The sequence below is a fragment of the Pyxidicoccus sp. M6 genome (assembly GCF_055568925.1).
The window spans coordinates 1895301-1915710 of the sequence record NZ_CM145714.1 but is presented as its reverse complement, the minus strand read 5'-3'; the positions used below and the strand labels follow the sequence as shown (position 1 = coordinate 1915710).

The 20410-nt window shown below is 70.0% G+C and carries 20 protein-coding genes and 1 pseudogene; 6 read left to right on the top strand and 15 right to left on the bottom strand.

Going from position 1 to position 20410, the window contains the following annotated elements; genetic code table 11:
* Positions 1-8: 8 nt before the first annotated feature.
* From ACVTJA_RS08020 to hslO, 3 genes are all read right to left on the bottom strand, one after another.
* Positions 9-740: a phosphoribosyltransferase gene (locus ACVTJA_RS08020; RefSeq protein WP_465835221.1), complete on the bottom strand. Its 732-nt coding sequence runs from the start codon at positions 738-740 to the stop codon at positions 9-11.
* Between the two features lie 126 nt (positions 741-866).
* A complete protein-coding gene (locus tag ACVTJA_RS08015; RefSeq protein WP_465835219.1) occupies positions 867-1898 on the bottom strand; it encodes a Leu/Phe/Val dehydrogenase in 1032 nt (343 codons plus the stop codon).
* 35 nt (positions 1899-1933) lie between these two features.
* Positions 1934-2824 carry an Hsp33 family molecular chaperone HslO gene (gene hslO / locus ACVTJA_RS08010; RefSeq protein WP_465835217.1) on the bottom strand — a complete coding sequence of 297 codons (891 nt, stop codon included), beginning with the start codon at positions 2822-2824 and terminating at the stop codon, positions 1934-1936.
* A gap of 261 nt (positions 2825-3085) precedes the next feature.
* On the opposite strand from hslO, the gene ACVTJA_RS08005 reads away from it, so the two are divergent.
* A complete protein-coding gene (locus tag ACVTJA_RS08005; protein WP_465835215.1) occupies positions 3086-3772 on the top strand; it encodes a succinate dehydrogenase/fumarate reductase transmembrane subunit in 687 nt (228 codons plus the stop codon).
* A gap of 122 nt (positions 3773-3894) precedes the next feature.
* Here ACVTJA_RS08005 and ACVTJA_RS08000 read toward each other — a convergent pair whose 3' ends face one another.
* Both ACVTJA_RS08000 and dacB read right to left on the bottom strand, forming a co-directional pair.
* A complete protein-coding gene (locus ACVTJA_RS08000; RefSeq protein ID WP_465835213.1) occupies positions 3895-4398 on the bottom strand; it encodes a single-stranded DNA-binding protein in 504 nt (167 codons plus the stop codon).
* A 207-nt stretch (positions 4399-4605) separates the two neighbouring features.
* The gene (gene dacB / locus ACVTJA_RS07995; RefSeq protein WP_465835211.1) at positions 4606-6852 is read right to left on the bottom strand and encodes a D-alanyl-D-alanine carboxypeptidase/D-alanyl-D-alanine endopeptidase; all 2247 of its coding nucleotides are present in this window, start codon (positions 6850-6852) and stop codon (positions 4606-4608) included.
* Positions 6853-7274: 422 nt separating this feature from the next.
* On the opposite strand from dacB, the gene ACVTJA_RS07990 reads away from it, so the two are divergent.
* Genes ACVTJA_RS07990 through dtd form a run of 4 tightly spaced genes read left to right on the top strand, consistent with a single transcriptional unit; the run spans position 7275 to position 11014 of the window.
* Positions 7275-8750, top strand: a complete 1476-nt coding sequence (locus ACVTJA_RS07990; RefSeq protein WP_465835209.1) for an ABC transporter substrate-binding protein — start codon at positions 7275-7277, stop codon at positions 8748-8750.
* A complete protein-coding gene (locus tag ACVTJA_RS07985) occupies positions 8747-9661 on the top strand; it encodes an ABC transporter permease (protein ID WP_465835207.1) in 915 nt (304 codons plus the stop codon). Before ACVTJA_RS07990 ends, ACVTJA_RS07985 begins: the two co-directional genes overlap by 4 nt.
* Positions 9658-10494: an ABC transporter permease gene (locus ACVTJA_RS07980; RefSeq protein WP_465835205.1), complete on the top strand. Its 837-nt coding sequence runs from the start codon at positions 9658-9660 to the stop codon at positions 10492-10494. The genes ACVTJA_RS07985 and ACVTJA_RS07980 overlap by 4 nt, the downstream gene beginning before the upstream one ends.
* A 55-nt stretch (positions 10495-10549) precedes the next feature.
* Positions 10550-11014, top strand: a complete 465-nt coding sequence (dtd, locus tag ACVTJA_RS07975) for a D-aminoacyl-tRNA deacylase (protein WP_465835204.1) — start codon at positions 10550-10552, stop codon at positions 11012-11014.
* A gap of 88 nt (positions 11015-11102) precedes the next feature.
* Here the strand turns inward: dtd and ACVTJA_RS07970 are convergent, their stop codons facing one another.
* Positions 11103-11948 (bottom strand): hypothetical protein, encoded by an 846-nt coding sequence (locus ACVTJA_RS07970; RefSeq protein WP_465835202.1) that lies wholly within the window; start codon positions 11946-11948, stop codon positions 11103-11105.
* A 23-nt stretch (positions 11949-11971) separates the two neighbouring features.
* Positions 11972-12433 carry a PTS sugar transporter subunit IIA gene (locus tag ACVTJA_RS07965; protein WP_465835200.1) on the bottom strand — a complete coding sequence of 154 codons (462 nt, stop codon included), beginning with the start codon at positions 12431-12433 and terminating at the stop codon, positions 11972-11974.
* Positions 12434-12668: 235 nt separating this feature from the next.
* Between ACVTJA_RS07965 and ACVTJA_RS07960 the strand changes: the two genes are divergently transcribed.
* Complete coding sequence (locus ACVTJA_RS07960; protein ID WP_465835198.1) at positions 12669-13310, top strand: hypothetical protein; 642 nt, start codon at positions 12669-12671, stop codon at positions 13308-13310.
* Between the two features lie 103 nt (positions 13311-13413).
* On the opposite strand, the gene hpf is transcribed toward ACVTJA_RS07960, so the two are convergent.
* The 8 genes and pseudogenes from hpf to ACVTJA_RS07920 all read right to left on the bottom strand — a co-directional run bounded on the left by hpf (position 13414) and on the right by ACVTJA_RS07920 (position 20405).
* Positions 13414-14100: a ribosome hibernation-promoting factor, HPF/YfiA family gene (gene hpf, locus ACVTJA_RS07955; RefSeq protein ID WP_465835197.1), complete on the bottom strand. Its 687-nt coding sequence runs from the start codon at positions 14098-14100 to the stop codon at positions 13414-13416.
* 204 nt (positions 14101-14304) lie between these two features.
* Positions 14305-14661 (bottom strand): annotated as a pseudogene (locus ACVTJA_RS07950) (SDR family oxidoreductase); the annotation flags it as partial.
* Between the two features lie 54 nt (positions 14662-14715).
* Positions 14716-15495, bottom strand: a complete 780-nt coding sequence (locus ACVTJA_RS07945; RefSeq protein ID WP_465835195.1) for a hypothetical protein — start codon at positions 15493-15495, stop codon at positions 14716-14718.
* 303 nt (positions 15496-15798) lie between these two features.
* Entirely contained in the window at positions 15799-17316 is a 1518-nt protein-coding gene (gene rpoN, locus ACVTJA_RS07940) for an RNA polymerase factor sigma-54 (RefSeq protein WP_465835193.1), read from the bottom strand.
* Between the two features lie 247 nt (positions 17317-17563).
* Positions 17564-18304, bottom strand: coding sequence for an LPS export ABC transporter ATP-binding protein (lptB, locus tag ACVTJA_RS07935; protein WP_465835191.1), 741 nt, complete (start codon positions 18302-18304; stop codon positions 17564-17566).
* Complete coding sequence (locus ACVTJA_RS07930; RefSeq protein WP_465835189.1) at positions 18301-18906, bottom strand: LptA/OstA family protein; 606 nt, start codon at positions 18904-18906, stop codon at positions 18301-18303. Before ACVTJA_RS07930 ends, lptB begins: the two co-directional genes overlap by 4 nt.
* Complete coding sequence (locus ACVTJA_RS07925) at positions 18903-19451, bottom strand: hypothetical protein (RefSeq protein WP_465835187.1); 549 nt, start codon at positions 19449-19451, stop codon at positions 18903-18905. The genes ACVTJA_RS07930 and ACVTJA_RS07925 overlap by 4 nt, the downstream gene beginning before the upstream one ends.
* A gap of 12 nt (positions 19452-19463) precedes the next feature.
* Positions 19464-20405, bottom strand: coding sequence for a lysophospholipid acyltransferase family protein (locus ACVTJA_RS07920; RefSeq protein WP_465835185.1), 942 nt, complete (start codon positions 20403-20405; stop codon positions 19464-19466).
* Positions 20406-20410: the final 5 nt, after the last annotated feature.

Genomic DNA, 20410 nt, shown 5'->3' with positions numbered 1-20410 from the left:
CCGGGGGCTCATGCTCCCGCCTTGTCCGGGTCCTCGTCGAAGCGCGCGTCGCCCGTGGCCGGCTCGTAGTCCCACGGGAAGACCACCAGCGACGCGGTGGCCAGCGCGCTGTAGTCCGGGGCGAAGCCCTCCGGCCGCGCCACCAGGCACGCCGTCTCCACCTGCTTCGCGCCCACCTCGCGCGCCAGGGCGGACGCCAGCTCCAGCGTGTCACCGCTGGAGGCCACGTCGTCCACAATCAACACGCGGCGGCCCTTCAGCTCGCGCGGCATCTCCCCGGCCAGCGTCGGGCTCGTCCGCGTGCGCGCGCCCTCGCCCCTGTCACGACTGCGGCGGCTGATGCGCACCGGGAAGAACTCGCAGCCGAGCGCCGACGACAGCGCCCCGCCCACGAAGACGCCGCCGTGGGCCACGCCCACCACCGCCTGCGGCGCGAAGGACTCGCGGATGGTGCCGGCCAGCTCCTGCACGGCGCGGTCGAACTCCGCCCAGGTCAGCTCGCGCACGCCGCCCGCGGACTTCTTGCGCGACTGGTCCTTGCCCGTGGGCTGGCGGGGGGCCTCCACCTGCGGCGCCAACACCAGGTCCGCCGGAATGGAGACGAGCTTCTCCGCCTGCCGCCGGTCCGCCTTCGACGCGGAAGCAGATGGGGAAGAGGACTTCTTCTTCGGAGAGGACTTCGCGGTGGGCTTGCGCTTGCCCTGGGCCTTGGGCCCGGGCGTTGCCCGCTTCGTGGCCACGCGGTGACTCCGGCTGGGGTGCGGGCCCCGTCATATCCCGAGGCACGCGCCCTGGCCACATCCGGCAACACACCCGCCCCTTCAGCACGCAGCGCGGCGAAGAGGCGGGGCGGCCCGCCCCCGGACTCAGGCGGCGAGCTTCTCTTCGACCATGCGGTCGGCGACCTGCTCGGGGCGCAGGCCGGAGTCCTTCGCGCGCGTCAGCACCGTGTCGATGGTGTCGAAGATGTGCGAGGCGCGGGCGTAGGCCTTGTCCCGGTCATACCCCGCCCACTCCTGGGCCACGTTGATGAGGCCGCCGGCATTGGCCGCGTAGTCCGGCACGTACAGGATGCCGCGCTTGGCCAGTTGCTCGCCGTGACGCGACGTGAGGAGCTGGTTGTTGGCCGCGCCACACACCGCCTTCACGCGCAGCAGCGGCGCCGTGGTGTCGTTGATGGCGCCGCCCAGCGCGCAGGGAGCGTAGATGTCCGCTTCCATGCGGTGCAGCTCGTCCGCCTTCACCGCCGTGGCGCCGTACTGCTTGACCGCGAGCTCCACGCTCGCGGCGTTGATGTCGCTCACCCACACCTTGGCGCCGCGCTCGTGCAGCTCCTTCACGAGGTACATGCCCACGTGGCCCACGCCCAGCACGGTGACGCGCAGGCCCTTGAGGTCCGGGCGGCCGAAGAGGTGCTTCGCCGTGGCCTCCATGGCGCGCGCCACGCCGTACGCCGTCACCGGCGACGGGTCACCGCTGCGCTCCTTCAGGCCCACGACGTACTTCGTGTGCTTGCGGACGTACTCCATGTCGTCCGGGCTGGTGCCGCTGTCCTCGGTGGTGATGTAGCGGCCGCCGAGCGACTCCACCGCGCGCCCGAAGGACTCGAAGAGCTTCGCCCGGTCGAAGTTGCCGCGGGGCAGCATGATGACCGCCTTGCCGCCACCATGAGGCAGGCCGGCGAGCCCCGCCTTGTACGTCATGCCGCGCGCGAGCCGGAGCGCGTCCGCGACGGCCTCCTCCTCGCTGGTGTACGTCGACAGCGCGCGCGTGCCGCCCAGGCCCGGCCCCAGCCGCGTGTTGTGCATGCCGACGATGGCCCGCAGGCCCGTCTTGGAATCGCTGAGAAGATGGACGGCCTCGTAGCCGCCCTCGAGCAGTTGCGTGAAGTAGCTCATGGCGCGGCGGCAAGTACCGTCGAGGACCCCTCAAGTCAAATCGCGCCGGCCGCCAACATGGCGCGAATTTCCTCTCCTGGAATGACGTAGCGCGTCGTGCAGAACTGGCACGTCGCCTCCGCCTGCCCTTCCTTCTCCAACAAGTCCGTCAGCTCCTCGCGTCCCATGGCGAGCAGCGCGCGCTTCACGCGGTCCTTGCTGCACGAACAGCCGAAGCGCAGGGGATAACGCGACATCACCTCGAAGTCGGACTCGGGCAGGAGCGCGCGCAGCACCGCCGAGGCGCCGGACGCCGCGTGCGCCCGCAGCGCGGACTCGAAGTCGCGGCGCAGCCGGAGGCCCAGCTCCTTGAACATGTCCATGTCTCCGTTGGGGAGCGGCTGGACGAGCAGGCCCGCGACGGTGCCCAGCGACTCCGTCGCGCCGTCGCCCCCGGAGGGCAACTGGGCGAGCAGCAGGTGCGAGGGGAGCTGATCCGACTGGTGCAGGTAGCGCTCCATGTCGGCCGCGAGGTCGAAGTGCACCAGCTCCACCGAGGAGCGGTAGTACTCGCCGCCGCCCAAGTCCCTCAGCACGGAGATGAAGCCCTTGTTCCCCAGCACGGGACGCCAGTGGTACTGGCCCTCGCCGCCCACGTACTCCACGTGGAGGTTCTTCACATAGCCGCGCACGAGGCCGGAGGCATCGCCGTCCACGAAGAGGCCGCGCAGGGGGCCGTCGCACTCCACCTGGAGGTTGAGGCGGGCGTCGTGCTTCTGGAGGGCGCCCATGAGGGCGGCGGCGGTGAGGGCCTGGGACAGGAGGGCGGCGGCGGCGGGGGCGGTGCCATGGGTGGCGCGCGCCTGACGGGACAGCTCCGTGGTGGTGGCCAGCACCACGCGCAGGTCCGTCTTCTTCAGCAATCCACTGACGAGCTCATCGGACATAGGGCAGCGAGTAGCGTGCCCGAGCCCGCATTGCCCGCCAACGACAGAAGCCGGGCGCCCCTCCGCCCGCCGGGGGAGCAACAGCCTCCCCCGGGGTGACACATAAGGTCAGCCTTATGCCTCCGTGTGGGGTGACTGGCATCCGGGGATGCGGAAGAAATCCAGCCCCTTGGCGGAAATGGCTATAAACCTCCCACGACTGTCACCCGACATTGACTTGGACGCGGTAGTACCCGCCCGCGCGCCGTCGCTGGAGACCCGATGAGCAGCCAAGCCGCCGTAGCCGAACCGACGAAGACACCGCTCCTCAGTTCCCGCCTGGGCTCGTTCCTGGCGGTGGTGCCCCTGTCCATCTGGGTCATCAACCACCTCTGGGACAACCTGGCCGCCTTCAACGGCGCGACGGCGTGGGAGTCGTCGGTGACGACGTACACCAACCCGTTCACCCAGGGCGTCACCTTCATCATCGTCATCCTGCCGCTGCTCATCCACACGCTGTGGGGCATTGGCCGGCTGTTCAGCTTCAAGCCCAACAACGCCCACTACAACAACTACGGCAACCTCAAGTACCTCGTTCAGCGCATCAGCGCGGTGGGCGTCCTCTTCTTCCTCGGCGCCCACATCTGGCTGGCCTTCCTGCACCCGCGCCTGGTGGAGGGCCACGCGGAGCCCTTCTCCGACATCGCCCGGGAGATGCACCACCACCTGCCCACGCTCGTCGTCTACCTGCTGGGCACGCTGGGCACCGCGTACCACCTGGCCAACGGCCTCCAGGGTTTCGCCATGTCCTGGGGCCTCCTCGCCAGCGAGCGCTCCATGCGCCGCTTCGAGCCGGTCGCCATCGGCCTCTTCCTGGTGCTGACGGCGATGAGCTGGGCTGTCATCTACGCGCTCTACACCGCCGGCGCGGGCATGAGCCCCGAAGGCGTGTCCATGCTGACGCGCTGATGCGAGGCGCGGGGCCCGGAGTGAATCCGGGCCCTCGTTTCAGGCGCTGAAAACACCACCGGCCGCCCCCCTGTGTCTCGGGGAGCGGCCGGTTTCATTTCCAGGGGCTTTCGGGGCGCGGCCTAGAACGGGATGTCGTCGTCGCCACCGCCGCCGCCGTGGCCACCGCCCATGCCGCTGTCGTCCATGGGAGGCGGCTGGCCGTAGTCGGAGTCCATGCCGCCGCGCTGGGGCGACTGCCGGCGGCCACCGCCGCCACCACCGCCACCGCCCATGCCCTCTCCGGCCTCACGGTTACCACCGAGGAACGTCACGGCGTTGGCCACGACTTCGGTGGTGTAGTTCTTCCGGTTTTCCTTGTCGGTCCACTCGCGCGTCTGCAGGCGGCCCTCGACGTAGCACTGCCGTCCCTTCTTCAGGTACTCGCCGCAGAGCTCCGCGAGCTTTCCCCAGACGACGATGCGGTGCCACTCGGTCCGCTCCTGCTTCTGGCCATTCTTGTCGGTCCAGCTCTCGCTGGTGGCGATGCGGAAGTTCGCGACCGCCTGGCCTCCCGGGGTGAAGCGAACTTCGGGGTCCGCGCCCAGGTTGCCGATGAGAATGACCTTGTTCACGCCTCCAGCCATGACTGCGTTCCTTTCGTCGATAGCCGACCCACCACGGGCCGGCCACTCCCCACCCGGACAGCTCCTGCCAGGTTGGGGCCTTCACCTATAGCAGTGCACACCGACATCCGGTGTCGCGCCAGAAATGTTCCTGGGGCCCTGGACGCCTGCTTGCTCCCCGGGTGGGGAGACATACACCCGGGGTAGGTGGAGACGGGGAACGCGGGGCTACCCGCCGGGGCGCGTCTCGGCCGTCGGGTTTCCGGTGCGCGGCGCATTGCCGGCCGGAGCCACGACATTCACGGGCACCATTCCGTCCTTCGGCGGCGCCTTGGCCTCGGCCACCTTCTGCGACAGGGTGGAGTCCAGCGACCGGGCGAAGGAGGCGAGCTGCGGGTCCGTGGCGCCCAGCGTGCGGCGCAGGGACTTCCAGAACGGGTGGTCCGCCTGACCGGCCTGCACCAGCGCGCGAGCCAGCAGCGTGGTGGAGGCGTCGCGGTCCCCGGCGTTGGCACCGCGCAGGGCCACCACCAGCTCCTCGGGAGCGGTGCGGGCCACCTCGCCCAGCGCCTCGGACATCTCCTGCTGCGCCTGCGCGTCCGCCCCGGCGGCGCCCGCCAGCTCCAGCACGCGGGCCAGCGCCTCGGTGTTACCGCCGGCGGCCAGCTCCACCATGCTGCTGACGCCCGGCACGTCCACGGAGAGGACGCGGGCCACCTCCCTCAGGCGGCCGTACACCTCGCCGGTGGCGGCGTAGCTGTCCAACAGCGTGCGCGCGCCCAGGTAGTCGTGCGGGTTGGACTGGTAGAGGCTCTCCGCGAGCACCGCGCGCACCGCCGGGTCCCTCTCGCTGCGCCACGCGGTGCGGAGGAAGCCGATGTTGCGCTGGTCGCGCTGCTTGCCCAGGTCCAGGTACGTCTTGATGCGCGCGGCCACGTCGTTGATGGCCCCGGCCGGACGGCCGTTGTCGGCCAGCGCGGCCACCGCGTTGGAGGGCCCCAGGCTGGAGCCCGTCGCGGCCACCGCCGCGCCCAGCGCGTCCAGGCCGGCCACAATCGGACCGGCGCGGCCCGCGAAGTCGTTGGCGATGATGGAGAAGGTGAAGCGCTCACCGCCCGCGCTCGTCACGTAGCCGCTCAGCGCGGAGACGCTCTCCAGCGTGCCCGTCTTGGCGCGCAGGCGGCCCACCGCGTCGCTGCCCTCGAAGCGGTACTTCAGCGTGCCGTCCTTGCCCGCAATCGGCACCGACGACATGTACTCGGGGGCGAACGGGAAGCGCTCGTACATGTAGCGCAGCAGGCGGTTGAGCTGCGACGTGGAGAAGCGGTTCGCGTCGTTGAGGCCGCTGCCGTTCTTCATGACGTAGGTGCCACGCGGAATGCCCACCTCGCGCTCGAGGAACTGCTCCACCACCTCCACGCCCTTGGTGAACGAGCCCGGCGTGCCCTTGAGCTCCGCGCCCATCGTCTTGAGGAGCTGCTCGGCGACGAAGTTGCTGGAGAGCTTGTTGAGGCGCTTGAGGATGACGTCGAACGTGTCCGACTGGGACACGTACAGCATCTTCGCCTTCTGCGGCGTGAGGCCGACCTTGACCTTGCCCTTCACCTTCACGCCACGGGTGCCCAGCATCTGCTTGAGCGTCTGCCCGTAGTACATGGGCGGGTTGTCGATCTTCTTCCACACGCTCACGGCGCCGCCGCGCTCGTTGGGAATCTGCCCGCGCACGACAATCTTCTGGCTCGGCCCGGAGGGGTCCGACGTCACGGACACGCGGCGCGCGCGCGCCGAGCCCGTGCTGAGCTGGTTCTCGATGACGAAGTAGTCGCTGGGCGGCTCCATCTCCACCGTGCCCTTGGCGCCGGGGCTGCTGCCGGGGCGCAGGTAGATGGCGGCGGCATTCCAGTTGAGGCTCAGCGCGCCGGTGGGCGCCATGTACGCGCGGTCCGAGTCCTCCTGGTCATACCCGGGCGGCGTGCGCTCGGCGTCGAACCACGAGTCATCCACGATGATGTCGCCGACTTCACGCACGCCGGCGTGCCACAGCTCGGCGACGACGCCCCAGAGGCGCTCGGACGTCATGGACGGGTCGCCCTTGCCGCGCACGTAGAGCGTCTTCACCTTGCCGTCCGCGGCCAGCTCCGGCTCCACGAGGAACTCGGTGTCGTAGCGGAACTCGGGCCCGAGCGACGCGAGCGCCGCCGCGGACGTCACCAGCTTCACGTTGGACGCCGGGTTGAGCAGCTCGTCCGCGTTGTGGCTGAAGACGACGGCGCCGTCATCCAGGCTCTGCATCTGGACGCCCACGCGGCTCGCCTTCAACGCCGAGCGGTTGAGCACCTCCATCAAGGCCTGCTTCAGCGCCTCTCGGTCCGCGCGCTTCTCCGCGGGCGAAGGCGCCGACAACGCGGCGCTCGGGAGTGTCAGGAAAATGATGGCCGCTGCGGCCAAGAAGGGGCTGGCTCGATGGACCTGCACACTCTCTCCAGGGAAGTCGCGGGCCATTATGGGGAAGGGGGCAAAAGCCCGGCAAGGGAGAGAGGCAGCAGGAGTCCACGGTTGGGCGCTCGCTCTTCCACCAGGCGGCAAGCGGGTGCCAGGCATGTGGACTTCTTTTCACTGCCCCTCTTTGAGAGTCCGAGACTGCACGGGCGTAGAATGGGCTTTCCCCCTGACATCCGACCTGTAACCGTGAGACGGACAGGTTCCGAAGGATGCCCCCTCCTCCCACCCGGTCTCCGATGGAGCCGCACATCTCCGGTGTGCCCGCACGGCTCCGGCGCCTGGGTTCGGGGGGTGTGCACCATCTTCGGACGTGGCTCCTCTTCGGGGCGTTGAGCCTGCCTGCTCTCGTTGGATCTCCAGGTTGCCGGGCCGAGCCTCCGGCCGACGGCATCACGGTGATTCTGGAATCACCGCCGGACAGCCTGGATGACCGCTTCGCATTGACAGCCAACGGACAGCGTCTCGCGGCGCTGATGACGCCCGGGCTGCTGGCCTTCGACGACGCGAGCCAGCCGGTGCCCGTGCTGGCCGAGTCCTTCCGCGAGGTGTCCCCCACCCTCATGGAGTTCACCCTGCGCCCGGGGCTCACGTTCCATGACGGCACCGCGCTGACGGCGGAGGACGTGAAGGCGACGTTCGATGGACTGCGGGACGCGAGGGTCCGAAGCCCGAGGGCGGAGCGGTTCGAGGTGCTGAAGCAGGTGGAGGTGGTGGATGCGCGCACCGTGCGCTTCCATCTGAAGCGTCCCTATGCGCCGCTGCTCGCGGAGCTGTCGGTGGGAATCCTCCCCGCCGAGCGCGCGGGCGCGGACAGCGTGGTGGCACAGGGCGAGCACCCCGTGGGCGCAGGCCCGTTCCGCTTCGAGTCGCATCCGGACGAGGAGCACCTCACGCTGGTTCCATTCAAGGGCTGGTACGCCGGGACGCCCGCGCTGCCCCGTGTGCGCTTCCGTGTGGTGCGCGACGAGACGACACGGGTGCTGGAGTTGCTGAAGGGGCGCGCGGACCTGGCGGTCAACGTGGTGTCTCCGGCGGTGCTGCCGGTGCTGGAGCGGGAGCCGCGGCTCCGTGTGCTGTCACGCCCGGGCACGGGCTTCGCGTACGTGGGACTCAACCTGCGCGAGGGCCCGTTGGCGGACGGGCGCGTGCGGCGGGCGCTGTGTCACCTCGTGGAGGTGGGGCCGGTGGTGGAGCACAAGCTGCACGGACTGGCTCAGCCGTCGAAAGGGCTGCTGCCTCGCGCGAACTGGGCGTGGGCTCCGTCAGCCGGGTGTGCGTACTCGCCCGAGGAGGCCTCGCGGCTGCTCGATGAGGCGGGGTATCCGGACCCGGATGGTCCTGGTGGCAGGCCCCGGCTGACGCTGTCGTTGAAGACGAGCACGGACCGGCTGCGCCGCGCGGTGGGGCTGGTGCTGAAGGAGCAGCTTGCTCGCGGCGGTGTGGAGGTGGAGGTTCGCTCGCTGGAGTTCGGCACGTTCTTCGAGGACGTGCGCCGGGGACGGTTCGAGCTGTTCACGCTCAAGTGGGCGTCCGTCATGGAGCCGGACCTGCTGCGTGGTGCGTTCCATTCGACGAACGTGCCCGGGCCGGAGAACAACTGGGGTGGCTTCAATCGCGGCGGGCTGCGGGATGCGGCGCTGGATGCGTTGCTGGAGGAGGCGTCGCGCGCGCCACGTGAGGAACGGAAGGCGCTGTATGCGGAAGCGCAGCGCAGGCTGGACGCGCTGATGCCCATTCTTCCGCTGTGGCATGAGGACAGCGTGGCCGTGGTGTCCACTCGGCTGGAGGGATTCGTGCCGAGCGCGCATGGACTGCTCACCCCGCTGGCCCGTGCGCGGATGGCCACAGGCGCGAGGGAGCTCGCACCGTGAAGCGCCGCATCGGGTCCGCGATGGTGGCGCTGGTGGGCGCGCTGCTGCTCGTGTCGCTCTTCCTGCACCTCGTGCCGGGAGACCCGGTGGATGTGATGCTCGGCGAGCAGGCCACGGAGGTGGACCGCGCGGCCCTGCGGCGCGCCGTGGGGCTGGACCTGCCGTGGTACTCGCAGCTCGGGGTCTTCACGCAGCAGCTCGTCACCGGAGAGCTGCGCACGTCGCTGCCTCCCTTCCAGCGCAAGGTGTTGCCCGCGATTGGCACCGCGCTGCCGTACACGCTGATGCTCACGGTCGCGTCCATGCTCGTCGCGCTGGCGGTGGCGCTCCCTCTGGGTGTGGCCGCCGCGGCTCGACGGGGTACGGCGGTGGACGCGATGGCCATGGGGACATCCGTGGCGGGCGTGGCGCTGCCACGCTTCTGGCTTGGCCCCGTGCTCATCATCGTCTTCGCGTTGAAGCTGGACTGGCTGCCCGTGTCGGGCGCGGAGTCGTGGCGGCACCTGGTGTTGCCGGCCCTCACGCTGGGCACGGCACTGGCCGCGTTCCTGGCGCGGATGACTCGCGCGTCCATGCTGGAGGCATTGCGCGAGGACTACGTCACCGTGGCCCGTGCAAAGGGATTGTCTCCGCGCGCGGTGCTGTGGAAGCACGCGTTCCGCAATGCGCTGCTGCCGCTGGTCACCGTGCTGGGCCTGGAGTTCGGCACGCTGCTGGGTGGCGCCATCGTCACGGAGAAGGTCTTCGCGTGGCCGGGCATGGGCACGCTGCTGCTCACCGCGATTGAGAAGCGCGACTACAACACCGTGCGCGCCACGGTGCTCGTCTTCACCTTCTGCTACGTGGCGGTCAACACGCTCACCGATGCGGCCTATGCCCTCGTGGACCCGCGTGTGCGGAGGCGCTCGTGAGCCGACGACCGCGCCGCTTCCGCCTGTCCTCATGGGGCGGCCGCTTCGGGCTCGCAGTGGCCGTGCTGTGGGTGCTCACCGCGCTCCTGGCACCGTTGCTCGCGCCATACGCTCCGGACCGCATCGACCTGTCCTCGGAGCTGGCTCCGCCCTCCGCCACACACCTCCTCGGAGCGGGAGAGAACGGCATCGACATCCTCACCCACGTCCTCTACGGCGCCCGCGTGTCACTGCTCGTCTCCGTGTTCGCGGTGGCCCTCTCCGGCCTCGTCGGCGTGACGCTGGGAGGCATCGCCGGCTACGCGGGCGGCTGGGTGGACGAGGTGCTCATGCGCATCGTCGACGTGCTCCTCGCCTTCCCCGGCATCCTGCTGGCGCTGTTCATCACCTCGGTGCTGGGCCCCGGCCTGTCCAACGTCATCTTCGCCCTCTCCTTCACCGGCTGGACGGGCTACGCACGGCTCGCACGCGGACAGGTGCTCACCCTCCGCGAGCGCGAGTACGTCCAGGCCGCGCGCGCTCTCGGCAGTGGCCCCGGACGCATCCTCGTCCACCACCTGCTGCCCAACGCCGCCGGGCCGCTGCTCGTGCAGGCCACCTTCGCGCTGCCGGGCGCCATCCTCGCCGAGGCCTCGCTGAGCTTCCTCGGCCTCGGCGTCCCGCCCGGCACACCGTCCTGGGGCGCACTCGTGGACCAGGGCACGCAGTACCTCCTCGTCGCCCCGCACGTGGCCCTCTTCCCCGGCGCGGCCCTGGCCCTCACCGTGCTGGGCTTCAACCTGCTCGGGGACGCGCTGAGGGATGCGCTGGACCCGCGCCACACGGAGCGATAACGGAAGGCCTCACGGGCCCGTCATGAAAGGGTGCCCATTCGCGGAGGACACGTCGATGCGAGCCGTGGTGCAGCGGGTGCTGGAGGCGTCCGTGACGGTGGAGGGCCAGCGCGTCAGTGAAATCGGCCCGGGCCTGCTCGTGCTGCTGGGCGTGGGCAAGGGCGACACCGAGGCCGACGTGACGTGGATGGTGGAGAAGCTCGCCACCCTGCGCATCTTCGAGGACACCGCCGGGAAGATGAACCTCTCCCTCGAGGACACCTCGAAGCAGCTCATCGTCGTCAGCCAGTTCACCCTCTACGGCAACGCGCAGAAGGGCCGCCGCCCCAGCTTCATCGACGCCATGGAGCCCACTGGCGCGAGGGCCCTCTATGAGCGCGCCTGCGAGCTGCTCCGCCAGCGCGGTCTCACCGTGGGCACCGGCATCTTCGCCGCCGACATGAAGGTGGCGCTCGTCAACGACGGGCCCGTCACCATCCTCCTGGAGAGCCCCGGCCCCGCGGCGCCGAAGCCCGCCTGAGCCGCCCTGCCAATCCGCCGGACACCCGGCCCGGGTTCCTCCACTCGGGCGGCCATCGCCGGGGTGCCCGGAGGACTTCCAGGGCGCGTCAGATGCGGACGCCCGTGCCCTTCGTCACCATCGCGGCCAGGCCCTGCTTCGCCATCGCGGCGGTCCGCACGTGCGACGTGAGCGCGCCCAACTCGCGAATCCAGTTGGCCGCGCGCGGCCCCAGCCCGGAGAAGGCCACCGTCAGCGGCGGCGGCACGGCCACCTTCCCCAACCAGTAGCCCAGCACCTCGTCCTTCTCCGGCAGCGAGGGCAGCCGCATCCGCTCCTGCTCGCGCGCGAGCAACCGCTCCAGCTTGCGCGGCAGGTTCACCTGCCAGTGCGCAATCATCCGCGCCGGACGCCACGCCCAGTCCGCGAAGGCGAAGCGCTCGCTCGGGAAGTACTCGCCGCGCCCCTGCGTGCTGAAGATGCGGTCCGGGGGAAACTCCGGGAACGGCTCCCACTGCCCCGCCAGCAGCGAGGCCAGCCCCACGTCCGACATGGGCCGGAAGCGGAAGCCATCCCGCACCTCGCGCGCGCCGCGCGGATCCCAATACGGGTAGCCGGGCTCCTCCAGCATCAGCGCCAGGTGCAGCGCCTCGTCCCAGGCATCCGCGTAGCCGGCCTGCATGCCGCCCACCTCCCAGCCCGCGGGCCCCTCATGCCACTGCTGGAAGATGAGCCGGTCCACGAGATCTGCCCATGGGTCCGCGTCCACCGCGTTCAGCCCACCGGGCACCGACGTGGACAACATGCGCTCGCAGAGCATGCGGGCCTGACCGTCGCCCAGCCCGTCGAGCAGGGACTCCAGCGCCCCCGGGGCATCCCCCATGGCGCGGGTGAGGAACGGAAGGACCTGGTCGTGGAAGAACCGGTCGTTGATCGGCCTGATGACGACATCCATGTTGGCGCCCCCCGGAGCCGGCCTCAGGGCCGGGCGTCTTCCTGGATGATGAGGGCGTGGATGTCCGCGGCCGTGGGCGCCTCGAGGATGGCGGTCCGGAAGCGAGGGTTCTTGAAGAGGCGGGAGATGCGGGCCAGCGCCTTCAGGTGCACGCCCGCGCTGTTCTCCGGCGCCACCAGCGCGAAGAAGAGGTGGGTGGGCCGGCCGTCGATGGCCTCGAAGTCCACCCCCGAGCGGGACACGCCGAAGGCCGCCTGGAGCTGCGCCATGCCCGGCAGCTTGCCGTGGGGAATGGCCACCCCCTCGCCGATGCCGGTGCTGCCCAGCTTCTCGCGCTCGCGGAGCACCTCCACCAAGCGGTCTCCGTTGAGCTGCGGATGGGCGCGCACCAGCGTGGCGCTCAGCTCGCGAAGGACCTCCGGCTTCGTCCGCGACTGCATGTCGGCGATGACGGCTTGGGGGCTGAGGAACTCGGCGATTCTCACTGACGCTCCCGCGCTGGCGCTCCTGATGGCCGCAATTACTCCTCACCCTTCCATAGCGCAAGGGTCGGCTGTCTTCCGCCCCCCCTTCGGCGCTCACTGCGCATCATGGCGGACGGGAGAAGAGAGCGCCACACGACGCGCCGCCCTCCCGTACTGGGGGGCGATATGCGCTTCACGGCGTGGCGTTTTCCAGAGCGAGTCCGCGATGAACGACGGACCTGCCAGGGGGAGTCCCATGAAGCGTCTGCTGCTGTCGACCGCCGCCGTCCTTTCCCTTCTCGGTCAGGGCTGCGCCACGACCTCGAGCACCCAGGGCTCCACCAGCGGCGTCCCCCTGGGCAATGCCTCGGTCGAGCCGCTGCGGGTGGAGGGCACCGCCATCACCGGCCCCACCTCGTCGCTGCTCATCGACGGGGAGCGCATGCGCGGCCGCTTCCGCACCCGCTCCGTGGCCCTCCAGTGGAACCATCAGGAGTTGACCGGCTCCGTCGGCGAGCTGACCACCCGCCTGGAGCTGGCCGAGGGCAACGAAACCCGGGTCCGGGGCACCTTTGGCGGCATCGACGTGGACCTCACCGAGGACGGCACGTGGCTGCACGGCCGGGTGGGCCAGTGCGCCTACGCCCTCAAGCGTGACGGGGACGCATTCAAGGGCATGCGCGACTGTGGCAACAACCTGCTGGAGCGCGGCATCGAGGTCTCCTTCCCCGTGGAGCTCGCCGCAAGGCCGGTGGGCGAGCGGGCCGCGCTGATGACGCTGGCGCTCGTCAACACCAAGGCGACGGCCTCCGCGCCCAGGATGGGCCCCAAGCTCCGGGGAGGGACGGAGCGGGCAGGGGAAATCTCCGGCTGCAACATCTTCCCCTTCTCATACTGAGCCGGGGCCCCGGGGGACACGAAGCACGCCCCGGTCACACACCGGACCGGGGCCCGCGCTCCGTCACCTTGAGGGGGGTGACGGAGCGCATTTTTTTGGGGCCTCAGGTGCCCGTGGCGGCTGCGGGCGCCGAGGGCTCGTGGGGCTCGATGAGGCCGTACTGGCCATCCTTGCGCCGGTAGATGATGCACAACGAGTCCGACTCCACGTTGTGGAAGACGTAGAAGTCGTTGTTCATCAGGTTCATCTGCATCACCGCCTCATCCACGGAGAGCGGCTTCACCTCCAGGTGTGTCGCCCGGACGACGCGCGCGGAGGGAGGCACGGAGGAGGCGGTCGGCTTGGGCGCCACCGCCACGGGCCTCGGCTCGGGCGCCGCGGCGGCGCCCTGCGCCTCGTCGGCGTGGGCGACCAGCTCGTCGGCCTCCGGCATCTCGAATACGGCGTGGCGGACCTTGAGGTGGTTCACCAGGTCCTGCCGGTGGTGGACGCGCTCGCGGCCGTGATGAGTCTTCAGCTTGTCCCGGTAGCGCCGGAGCTGGCGCTCGATTTTGTCCATCGCCAGGTCGATGGACGCGTACATGTCGTCGCTCTTCTCACGCCCTCGCAGCACCCAGGCGCCGGAGTGGATGGTGATGTCCGCGTGGTGGAGGTGGCGCTCCAGCGAGAGCACCACGTGGGCTTCCCCGGCCCGGTCCAACAGTCGGTTCACCCGTTCGACCTTCTCGCGTGCGTACTCCTTGAGGGAATCCGACGTCCCGAATTGACGGAAGGTGATGTTGAACTGCATGCGCGGCTGCCTCCTAGGGTGAGAGGGGGGCGACGTGACAGATCAGAAACGGTCTGCCCACGGGAAAGCAACCCGCCCCCCCAGGTTGCATCTTCCCGAACGCACCACCCGTCCGAGGGAGGACATCCGCCAGCCACACCGCGTCGCTGGCCCCGGCGGGAATTGAGAGCCGGGCCAGCAACCCTGATATGGTTTCGCGCCGCGTCAGCTCAGGCGAGCCCCCCCGGTGACGCCGAGCACCTCCGCGTTGACGAAGCGCGACTCGTCCGAGGCGAGGAACACGTACGAAGGCGCCAGCTCCGAGGGCTGCGCGGGGCGTCCCATGGGGGACTGCTTGCCGAACTCCTTCACCTTGTCGCCGCTGAACGACTGCGGAATGAGCGGTGTCCACACGGGCCCCGGCGCCACGGCGTTGACGCGGATGCCGCGCTCGATGAGGTGCTGCGCGAGCCCCTTGGTGAAGGTGACGATGGCGCCCTTGGTGCTGGCGTAGTCGAGGATGCCCGCCGACGGCTGATACGCCTGGATGGACGCGGTGTTGATGATGGTGGCACCCGGCTCCGGCAATCGGTGCCATCCCCCTGCTCCCCTGCCCGCCCCGCGGGCGCGCGGTGGCTACTGGATGGTGACGATGAAGCCTTCCGAGTGGAACGCGGACCCGCTGCACGAGGAGACGCCGGCGCACTCCAGCACCGGCAGGCCCACGCTCCCGCTCAGCGTCAGCAGGTGGTTGGCCACCGGCGTGTTGGCGGGGACGGTGAAGGTGACGAGCCCTCCGTCCTGGGTGGTGGGCACGTTGGCGGGGGCCGTGCCGCCCTCGCGCAGCAGGGTGACGGAGACGCCGCCCGGCGTCTCGGTGTCCGGCTGCCAGCGGTACGAGTACGTCTGCCCGCGCGCCAGCCGGTCCGCGGAGCCCGCGCCCTGGAAGGTGAAGCGGCGCTTGGCCTTGCCGCCCTGGACGACGAGGGACACGGTGCCGCTGCCGTCCTTCAGGACGATGCGCGCGTCCTCCACGGGCTGCTGCGCCCAGACGTTGGGGTCCACGTCGAGGATGGCGCGGGTGGGCTCACAGACGTCGCGGCCCGCGGTGCCGTTGATGCCGCCGGGCTCCAGCGTCATCGCCTGACCGTTGAAGGTGGCGGTGGCGCCGTCGGCGAGGCGGCTGCAGGTCCCGGCGCTCGCGAGGGAGAACTCGATGGTGACGCGGTGGGCGCCGGCGGGCTCCAGGCCCTCGGCGACGTCCACGTCGCTGATGGCCCAGGTGAGCGTGCGGTCCGAGAGGCCGGCCACGTCGATGGTGACGGACTCGGTGTCGTCACCGCAGCCCGCCACCAGGCCGGCCGCCACGAAGGCTCCGAGGACGGAGCCACGGCGAAGGAAGGAGAAGAGGTGCATACGTGCCGGCACCCTATACCCACCGCGCCCCGGAACCAGGAGCGAACAGCGGGGCAGGTGTCGTGTACCGGCCGGCCTTCAGCGGCTCCGCGCCCAGAACCAGGAGCGAACGGCAGGGCAGATGTCGGGTACCCGCCGGCTGCACGGATTCAGAAACACCGCGCCCAGGTTCCCGAGCGAACCGCCAGCCCCCCCGTGTCGAGCATCAGGGCAGTCGGACTCGAAACGGCCAGTCCCCAGAAAACAGCACGCCCCGCCGGAGCGAACCAGCGGGGCGGGTGTTGGCCTCGAACAGCTTGGGGCTCAGTAGTACCGCTTGCGCTTGCTGCTGGGGAGGATGCCCAGCACCTCGCGGTACTTGGCCACGGTGCGGCGGGCAATCTCGGTGCCCTGCGCGCGCAAGAGCTCGACAATCTTCTGGTCCGAGTACGGGTTGCGCGCATCCTCCTGCGCCACCAGCTGCTTGATGTGGTGCTTCACCGCCTCGCTCGCGGTGTCCTCGCCGGAGACGCGGGCAATGGACGAGTTGAAGAAGTACTTCAGCTCGAAGATGCCCTGCGGCGTGTGCACGTACTTGTTGGTGGTGACGCGGCTCACCGTGGACTCGTGCATGCCGATGTCCTCGGCCACGTCGCGCAGGATGAGCGGCTTCAGGTGGGCGATGCCCTTGTCCAGGAAGTCCCGCTGGAACTTGATGATGCTCTCCGTGACTTTGTAGATGGTCCGCTGGCGCTGGTGGATGGAGCGGATGAGCCACATCGCGCTGCGCAGCTTGTCCTGGATGAAGTCCTTCGTCTGGCCGGGGCCCACCGCGCCCGTCTTCAGCGCGTTCCGGTACGTGCCGGAGATGCGCAGCTTGGACAGGCCGTCGTCGTTGAGCACCACCGTGTAGTCGTCCCCCATCTTGTAGACGAACACGTCGGGGGTGATGTACTGCGCGTCGTCGCCGCTGAAGTTGCGGCCCGGCTTCGGGTCCAGCTTGGGCAGCAGCTTCACCGCCTCCACCACCTCCTCCATGGGGACCTTCAGGTCCTTGGCGATGGCGGGCAGGTTCTTCGACTCCAGGTACTTCATGTGGCGCTTGATGATGAGGCCCAGGAGGGCCGCGGCCTTGTCCTTCATCCCCTGGAGCTGGACCAGCAGGCACTCCTGCAAGTCACGCGCGCCGCAGCCGCGGGGCTCCAGCGACTGGATGCGGCGCAGGGTGCGCTCGGCCACGTGCATGGGCACGTCCGCCTCGTTGGCCAGACGGATGAGCGGGTCTCCCTCCACTTCCGGCAGCTTGAGGTAGCCGTCGTCATCCAGGTTGCCGAGGATGAGCATGGCGATGCGCCGCTCGGCGTCGTTCAGGCGCAGCGTGCCCAGCTGCTCCTGGAGATGGTCGACCAGGTCCTCCTTCTTCACGAGGTTGGCCTCGAACGACGGCAGGTCGTCCGTGGCCACGTTGCCCTTGTTGGAGGCGGTGGTGGGCTCGTTGAACTGGTAGCTGTTGAGGTACTGCTCCCAGTCGATTTCCGGCGGGCCCTCGCCGTCGGCCTTGAACTCGGGGGCGGTGTCCGCCGTGGCCGCCGGCAGCTCCACGTCGCGCGGCACCTCGACGTTGTCCGCCTCCAGCGAGGCCTCGCCCGGCTCCTTGTCGGCCACGTCGCCGGGCGCCTGCTCGTCCGGCTGCTCCAGGAGCGGGTTCTGCTCCATCTCCTCGCGGACCTGCTCCAGCAACTCCATGCGGGATAGCTGGAGGAGCTTGATGGCCTGCTGGAGCTGGGGCGTCATCACCAGCTGCTGGGCAAGCTTCAGGCTTTGTTTCAGTTCCATCGCCATGAGACGGGGCTCCCAAGTTGACTCAGTCCCTTACAATCCAGGACCACAATCAAAGACCGTGCCAACGTAACAAGATGCCCCGGATTCGTCTAGTGGCGATGAGGTGGTCCCTTGCTTGCAGAGTTCAAAATCTGCAAGAAAACCAACAGCTTACGCACGCTCCGTATGAGCCGCGCGTGTTCACCGGGCGACGCAAAAGCGGGGCCAACCCATCCTAGTCACTCGGTTGGCCGGTGGGGAGTCGTGCTCAGAGCGCCTGCTGCAGGCGGAACCGCTCCCCCAGGTAGACGGCGCGCGCCTTGGGCGACGCGGCAATCTGGGCGGGGGTGCCCTCTTCGAGAATCTGCCCCTGTGCGATGATGTACGCACGGTCACAGATGCCGAGGGTGTCCTGCACGTTGTGGTCGGTGATGAGGACGCCGAGGCCGCGCTCGCGCAGGAGGAAGATCTGCCGCTGGAGGTCGCCCACGTTGATGGGGTCCACGCCGGCGAAGGGCTCGTCGAAGAGGATGAAGCGGGGCTCGGGGATGAGGCTGCGGGCAATCTCCGCGCGGCGGCGCTCGCCGCCGGAGAGCTTCTCGCCCAGGGACTCGGCGACGTGCGCGAGGCCGAACTCCTCCATCAGCGCGTCGGCGCGCCGCTCGCGGGAGCGCTTGTCCAGGCCCTTCTGCAGCTCCAGCACGGCCAGGAAGTTGTCGCGCACGGTGAGCTTGCGGAACACGGACGCTTCCTGCGGCAGGTAGCCCACGCCCCTGCGCGCGCGGCGGTGCATGGGCAGGTGCGTGAGGTCCTCGTCGCCCACGCGGACGCGGCCGGCGTCGGGCGTCACCTGGCCCACCACCATGTTGAAGCTCGTCGTCTTGCCCGCGCCGTTGGGGCCCAGCAGGCCCACCACCTCGCCCGGGGCCACGGTGAAGGACACGCCGTCCACCACCTTGCGCTTGCCGTAGGTCTTCTCCAGCCCCTCTGCGAAAAGCTTCGCGCTCACTTCGACGTGCCTCCCTGGGCCGCCGGCTGCGCGGCCGGTGCCTGCGGTGTGCGAGCGGGGGTGCCAGCGCCCTTGCGCCGGGGCGGCGTGGGCGCGGACGAGGGGGGCGGCTCGAAGATGATGACGGCGTTCTCCACCTCGAGCCGCTCGCTACCCAACGTGAGGCGAACCTTCGTCCCCCGCATGTACGTGGTCCCCTGCCGGGCCTCCGGGGAGCCCGTCACCACCAGGACGCCGCTGGCCACGTCGTACTCGGCGCGCTCGCCGCGGGCCATGCGGTCCCCGTCCTCGGCCTGCACGCCGCCGGTGCACACCACGCGCGTCACCACGCGGGGCTGGGTGTAGTAGGCAATCATCTTGTCGCAGCGCAGGCTCAGCGTCCGGTGCGTGGCCTTCACGTTGCCCGTCAGCGTCGCCTGGGTGCGCTCACCCTCGATGCGGTCCGCGGCAATCTGCACGGGCTCCTTCAAATTCGTGGGCGCCAGCGAGCTCGGGCCGCGCGCGCCCGCGTCGGCGGCGGGCGGCGTGCCCCCGTCGGCGGAGGCCGCGGTGGCGGGCACCGGTTGGGCGACGAAGAAGGCCGTCACGAGGAACTCAATCACTCTGCCGCTCCCAGCTCGGTCTCCACCGAGCCTTCGAAGATGAACGTCTCGTCCTGCGTGGACAGCTCGAAGCGGTCCGCCCGCAGTCGGTAGTCCGGCCCCTTGACCTTCACGCCCTCGTTTCCTCGCGCCTGCGCCGTGTTGGCGTCGTACGTCAACCGGGGAGTCTCCACGAGCATGCCTTCCCCCGTGCGGATGACGACGCCGCCGGAGGCCACCAACTGCTTGGACGCGAGGTTGCCCTCCATATTCGGGGCGCTCACCACCATGCCCCCCGAGGTACCGGCCGGGCCCTTCGAGACTCCCTGCCCCGGAGGCACCTTCAACACCGCATCCGTGGCCTGCACGTCACCCCCGGCCCGCTGATACGTGAGCTGCGCGGCGGTGCCGGAGAGGGTGAGCGTCTCGCCCTGGTAGGACTCCAGGCGCGCACCGTGGAGCACCACCTGGGGTGGCGGCTGCTCCTGGCCTCCCTGCGCGCGAGGACGGGGCGAGCAGGCGGCGAGGAGCAGGACGGCGAGGCTGGCGGCAGACAGGCGCGGCACGGGCCCTCCTTATCACCGGGCCGGGGCGGGCGCCGCCTCCGGACGCGTCTTCCAGCGTTGATGCATCCACACCCACTGCTCGGGCGTGCGGCGGATGGCGGCCTCGATTCGCGCGGACAGCGCCGTGGTCAATTCCAGGGCCGCGGCCTCGCGGTCCTCAACCTGGGGCACCGGCACCTCTTCCATGGCCAGCCGGTACCCACCGCCCTCGACGCGGTGGCAGAAGCCCGCCACCACCGCCGCGCCGGTGCGGATGGCCAGGTCCGCCGCCGCGCGGGGCGTGGCCGCGAGCTGACCGAAGAAGGGCACGAAGAGCGACTGCACGCGCGTGTCCTGGTCGATGAGGATTCCGAGGATTTCGCCGCTCCGCAGCGCGCGCAGCATGGCCCGCGCCGCGCCCTCCTGGCCGCGCCAGATGCTCCGCACGCCGCCGCGCTCGCGGAAGCGGCCGACCAACTCCGTGAGACGCGGGTCGGTGGTCTCCTTGGCGATGCTCTGGCTGGGGTAGCCCGAGCGCGCCACGCGGCGGGCCAGCAACTCCCAGTTGCCCACGTGCCCGGAGACGAAGACGACACCGCGGCCACGCGCCAGCGCCGTCTCCAACACGCGACGGTCCTCCTCCGGCCAGGCGACGAGGCGCTCCAGCTGCCGGTCCATCGCGCCGGTACAGGCCACCTCCAGCGCGGCGGAACCGAGATGGCGGAACGCGGCGCGGGCCAGGGCCTGCCGCTCCGCGTCGGACTTTTCCGGGAAGGCCACGCCCAGGGACTTCAGGGCCTTGCGCCGCTCGCCGCCGGCCACGGTGTAGGCCAGCGCCCCCAGACGTGCGCCCAGGGCCCGGGCGACACCCAGGGGCAGGGGTTGAAGGAGCAACAGCACTCCGCGGATGAGCACGTAGCGGAGGAAACGTTTGAGGCGCTTTGCTAAGGGAGGACGCTCCACAAGGCGTTCCATACCCC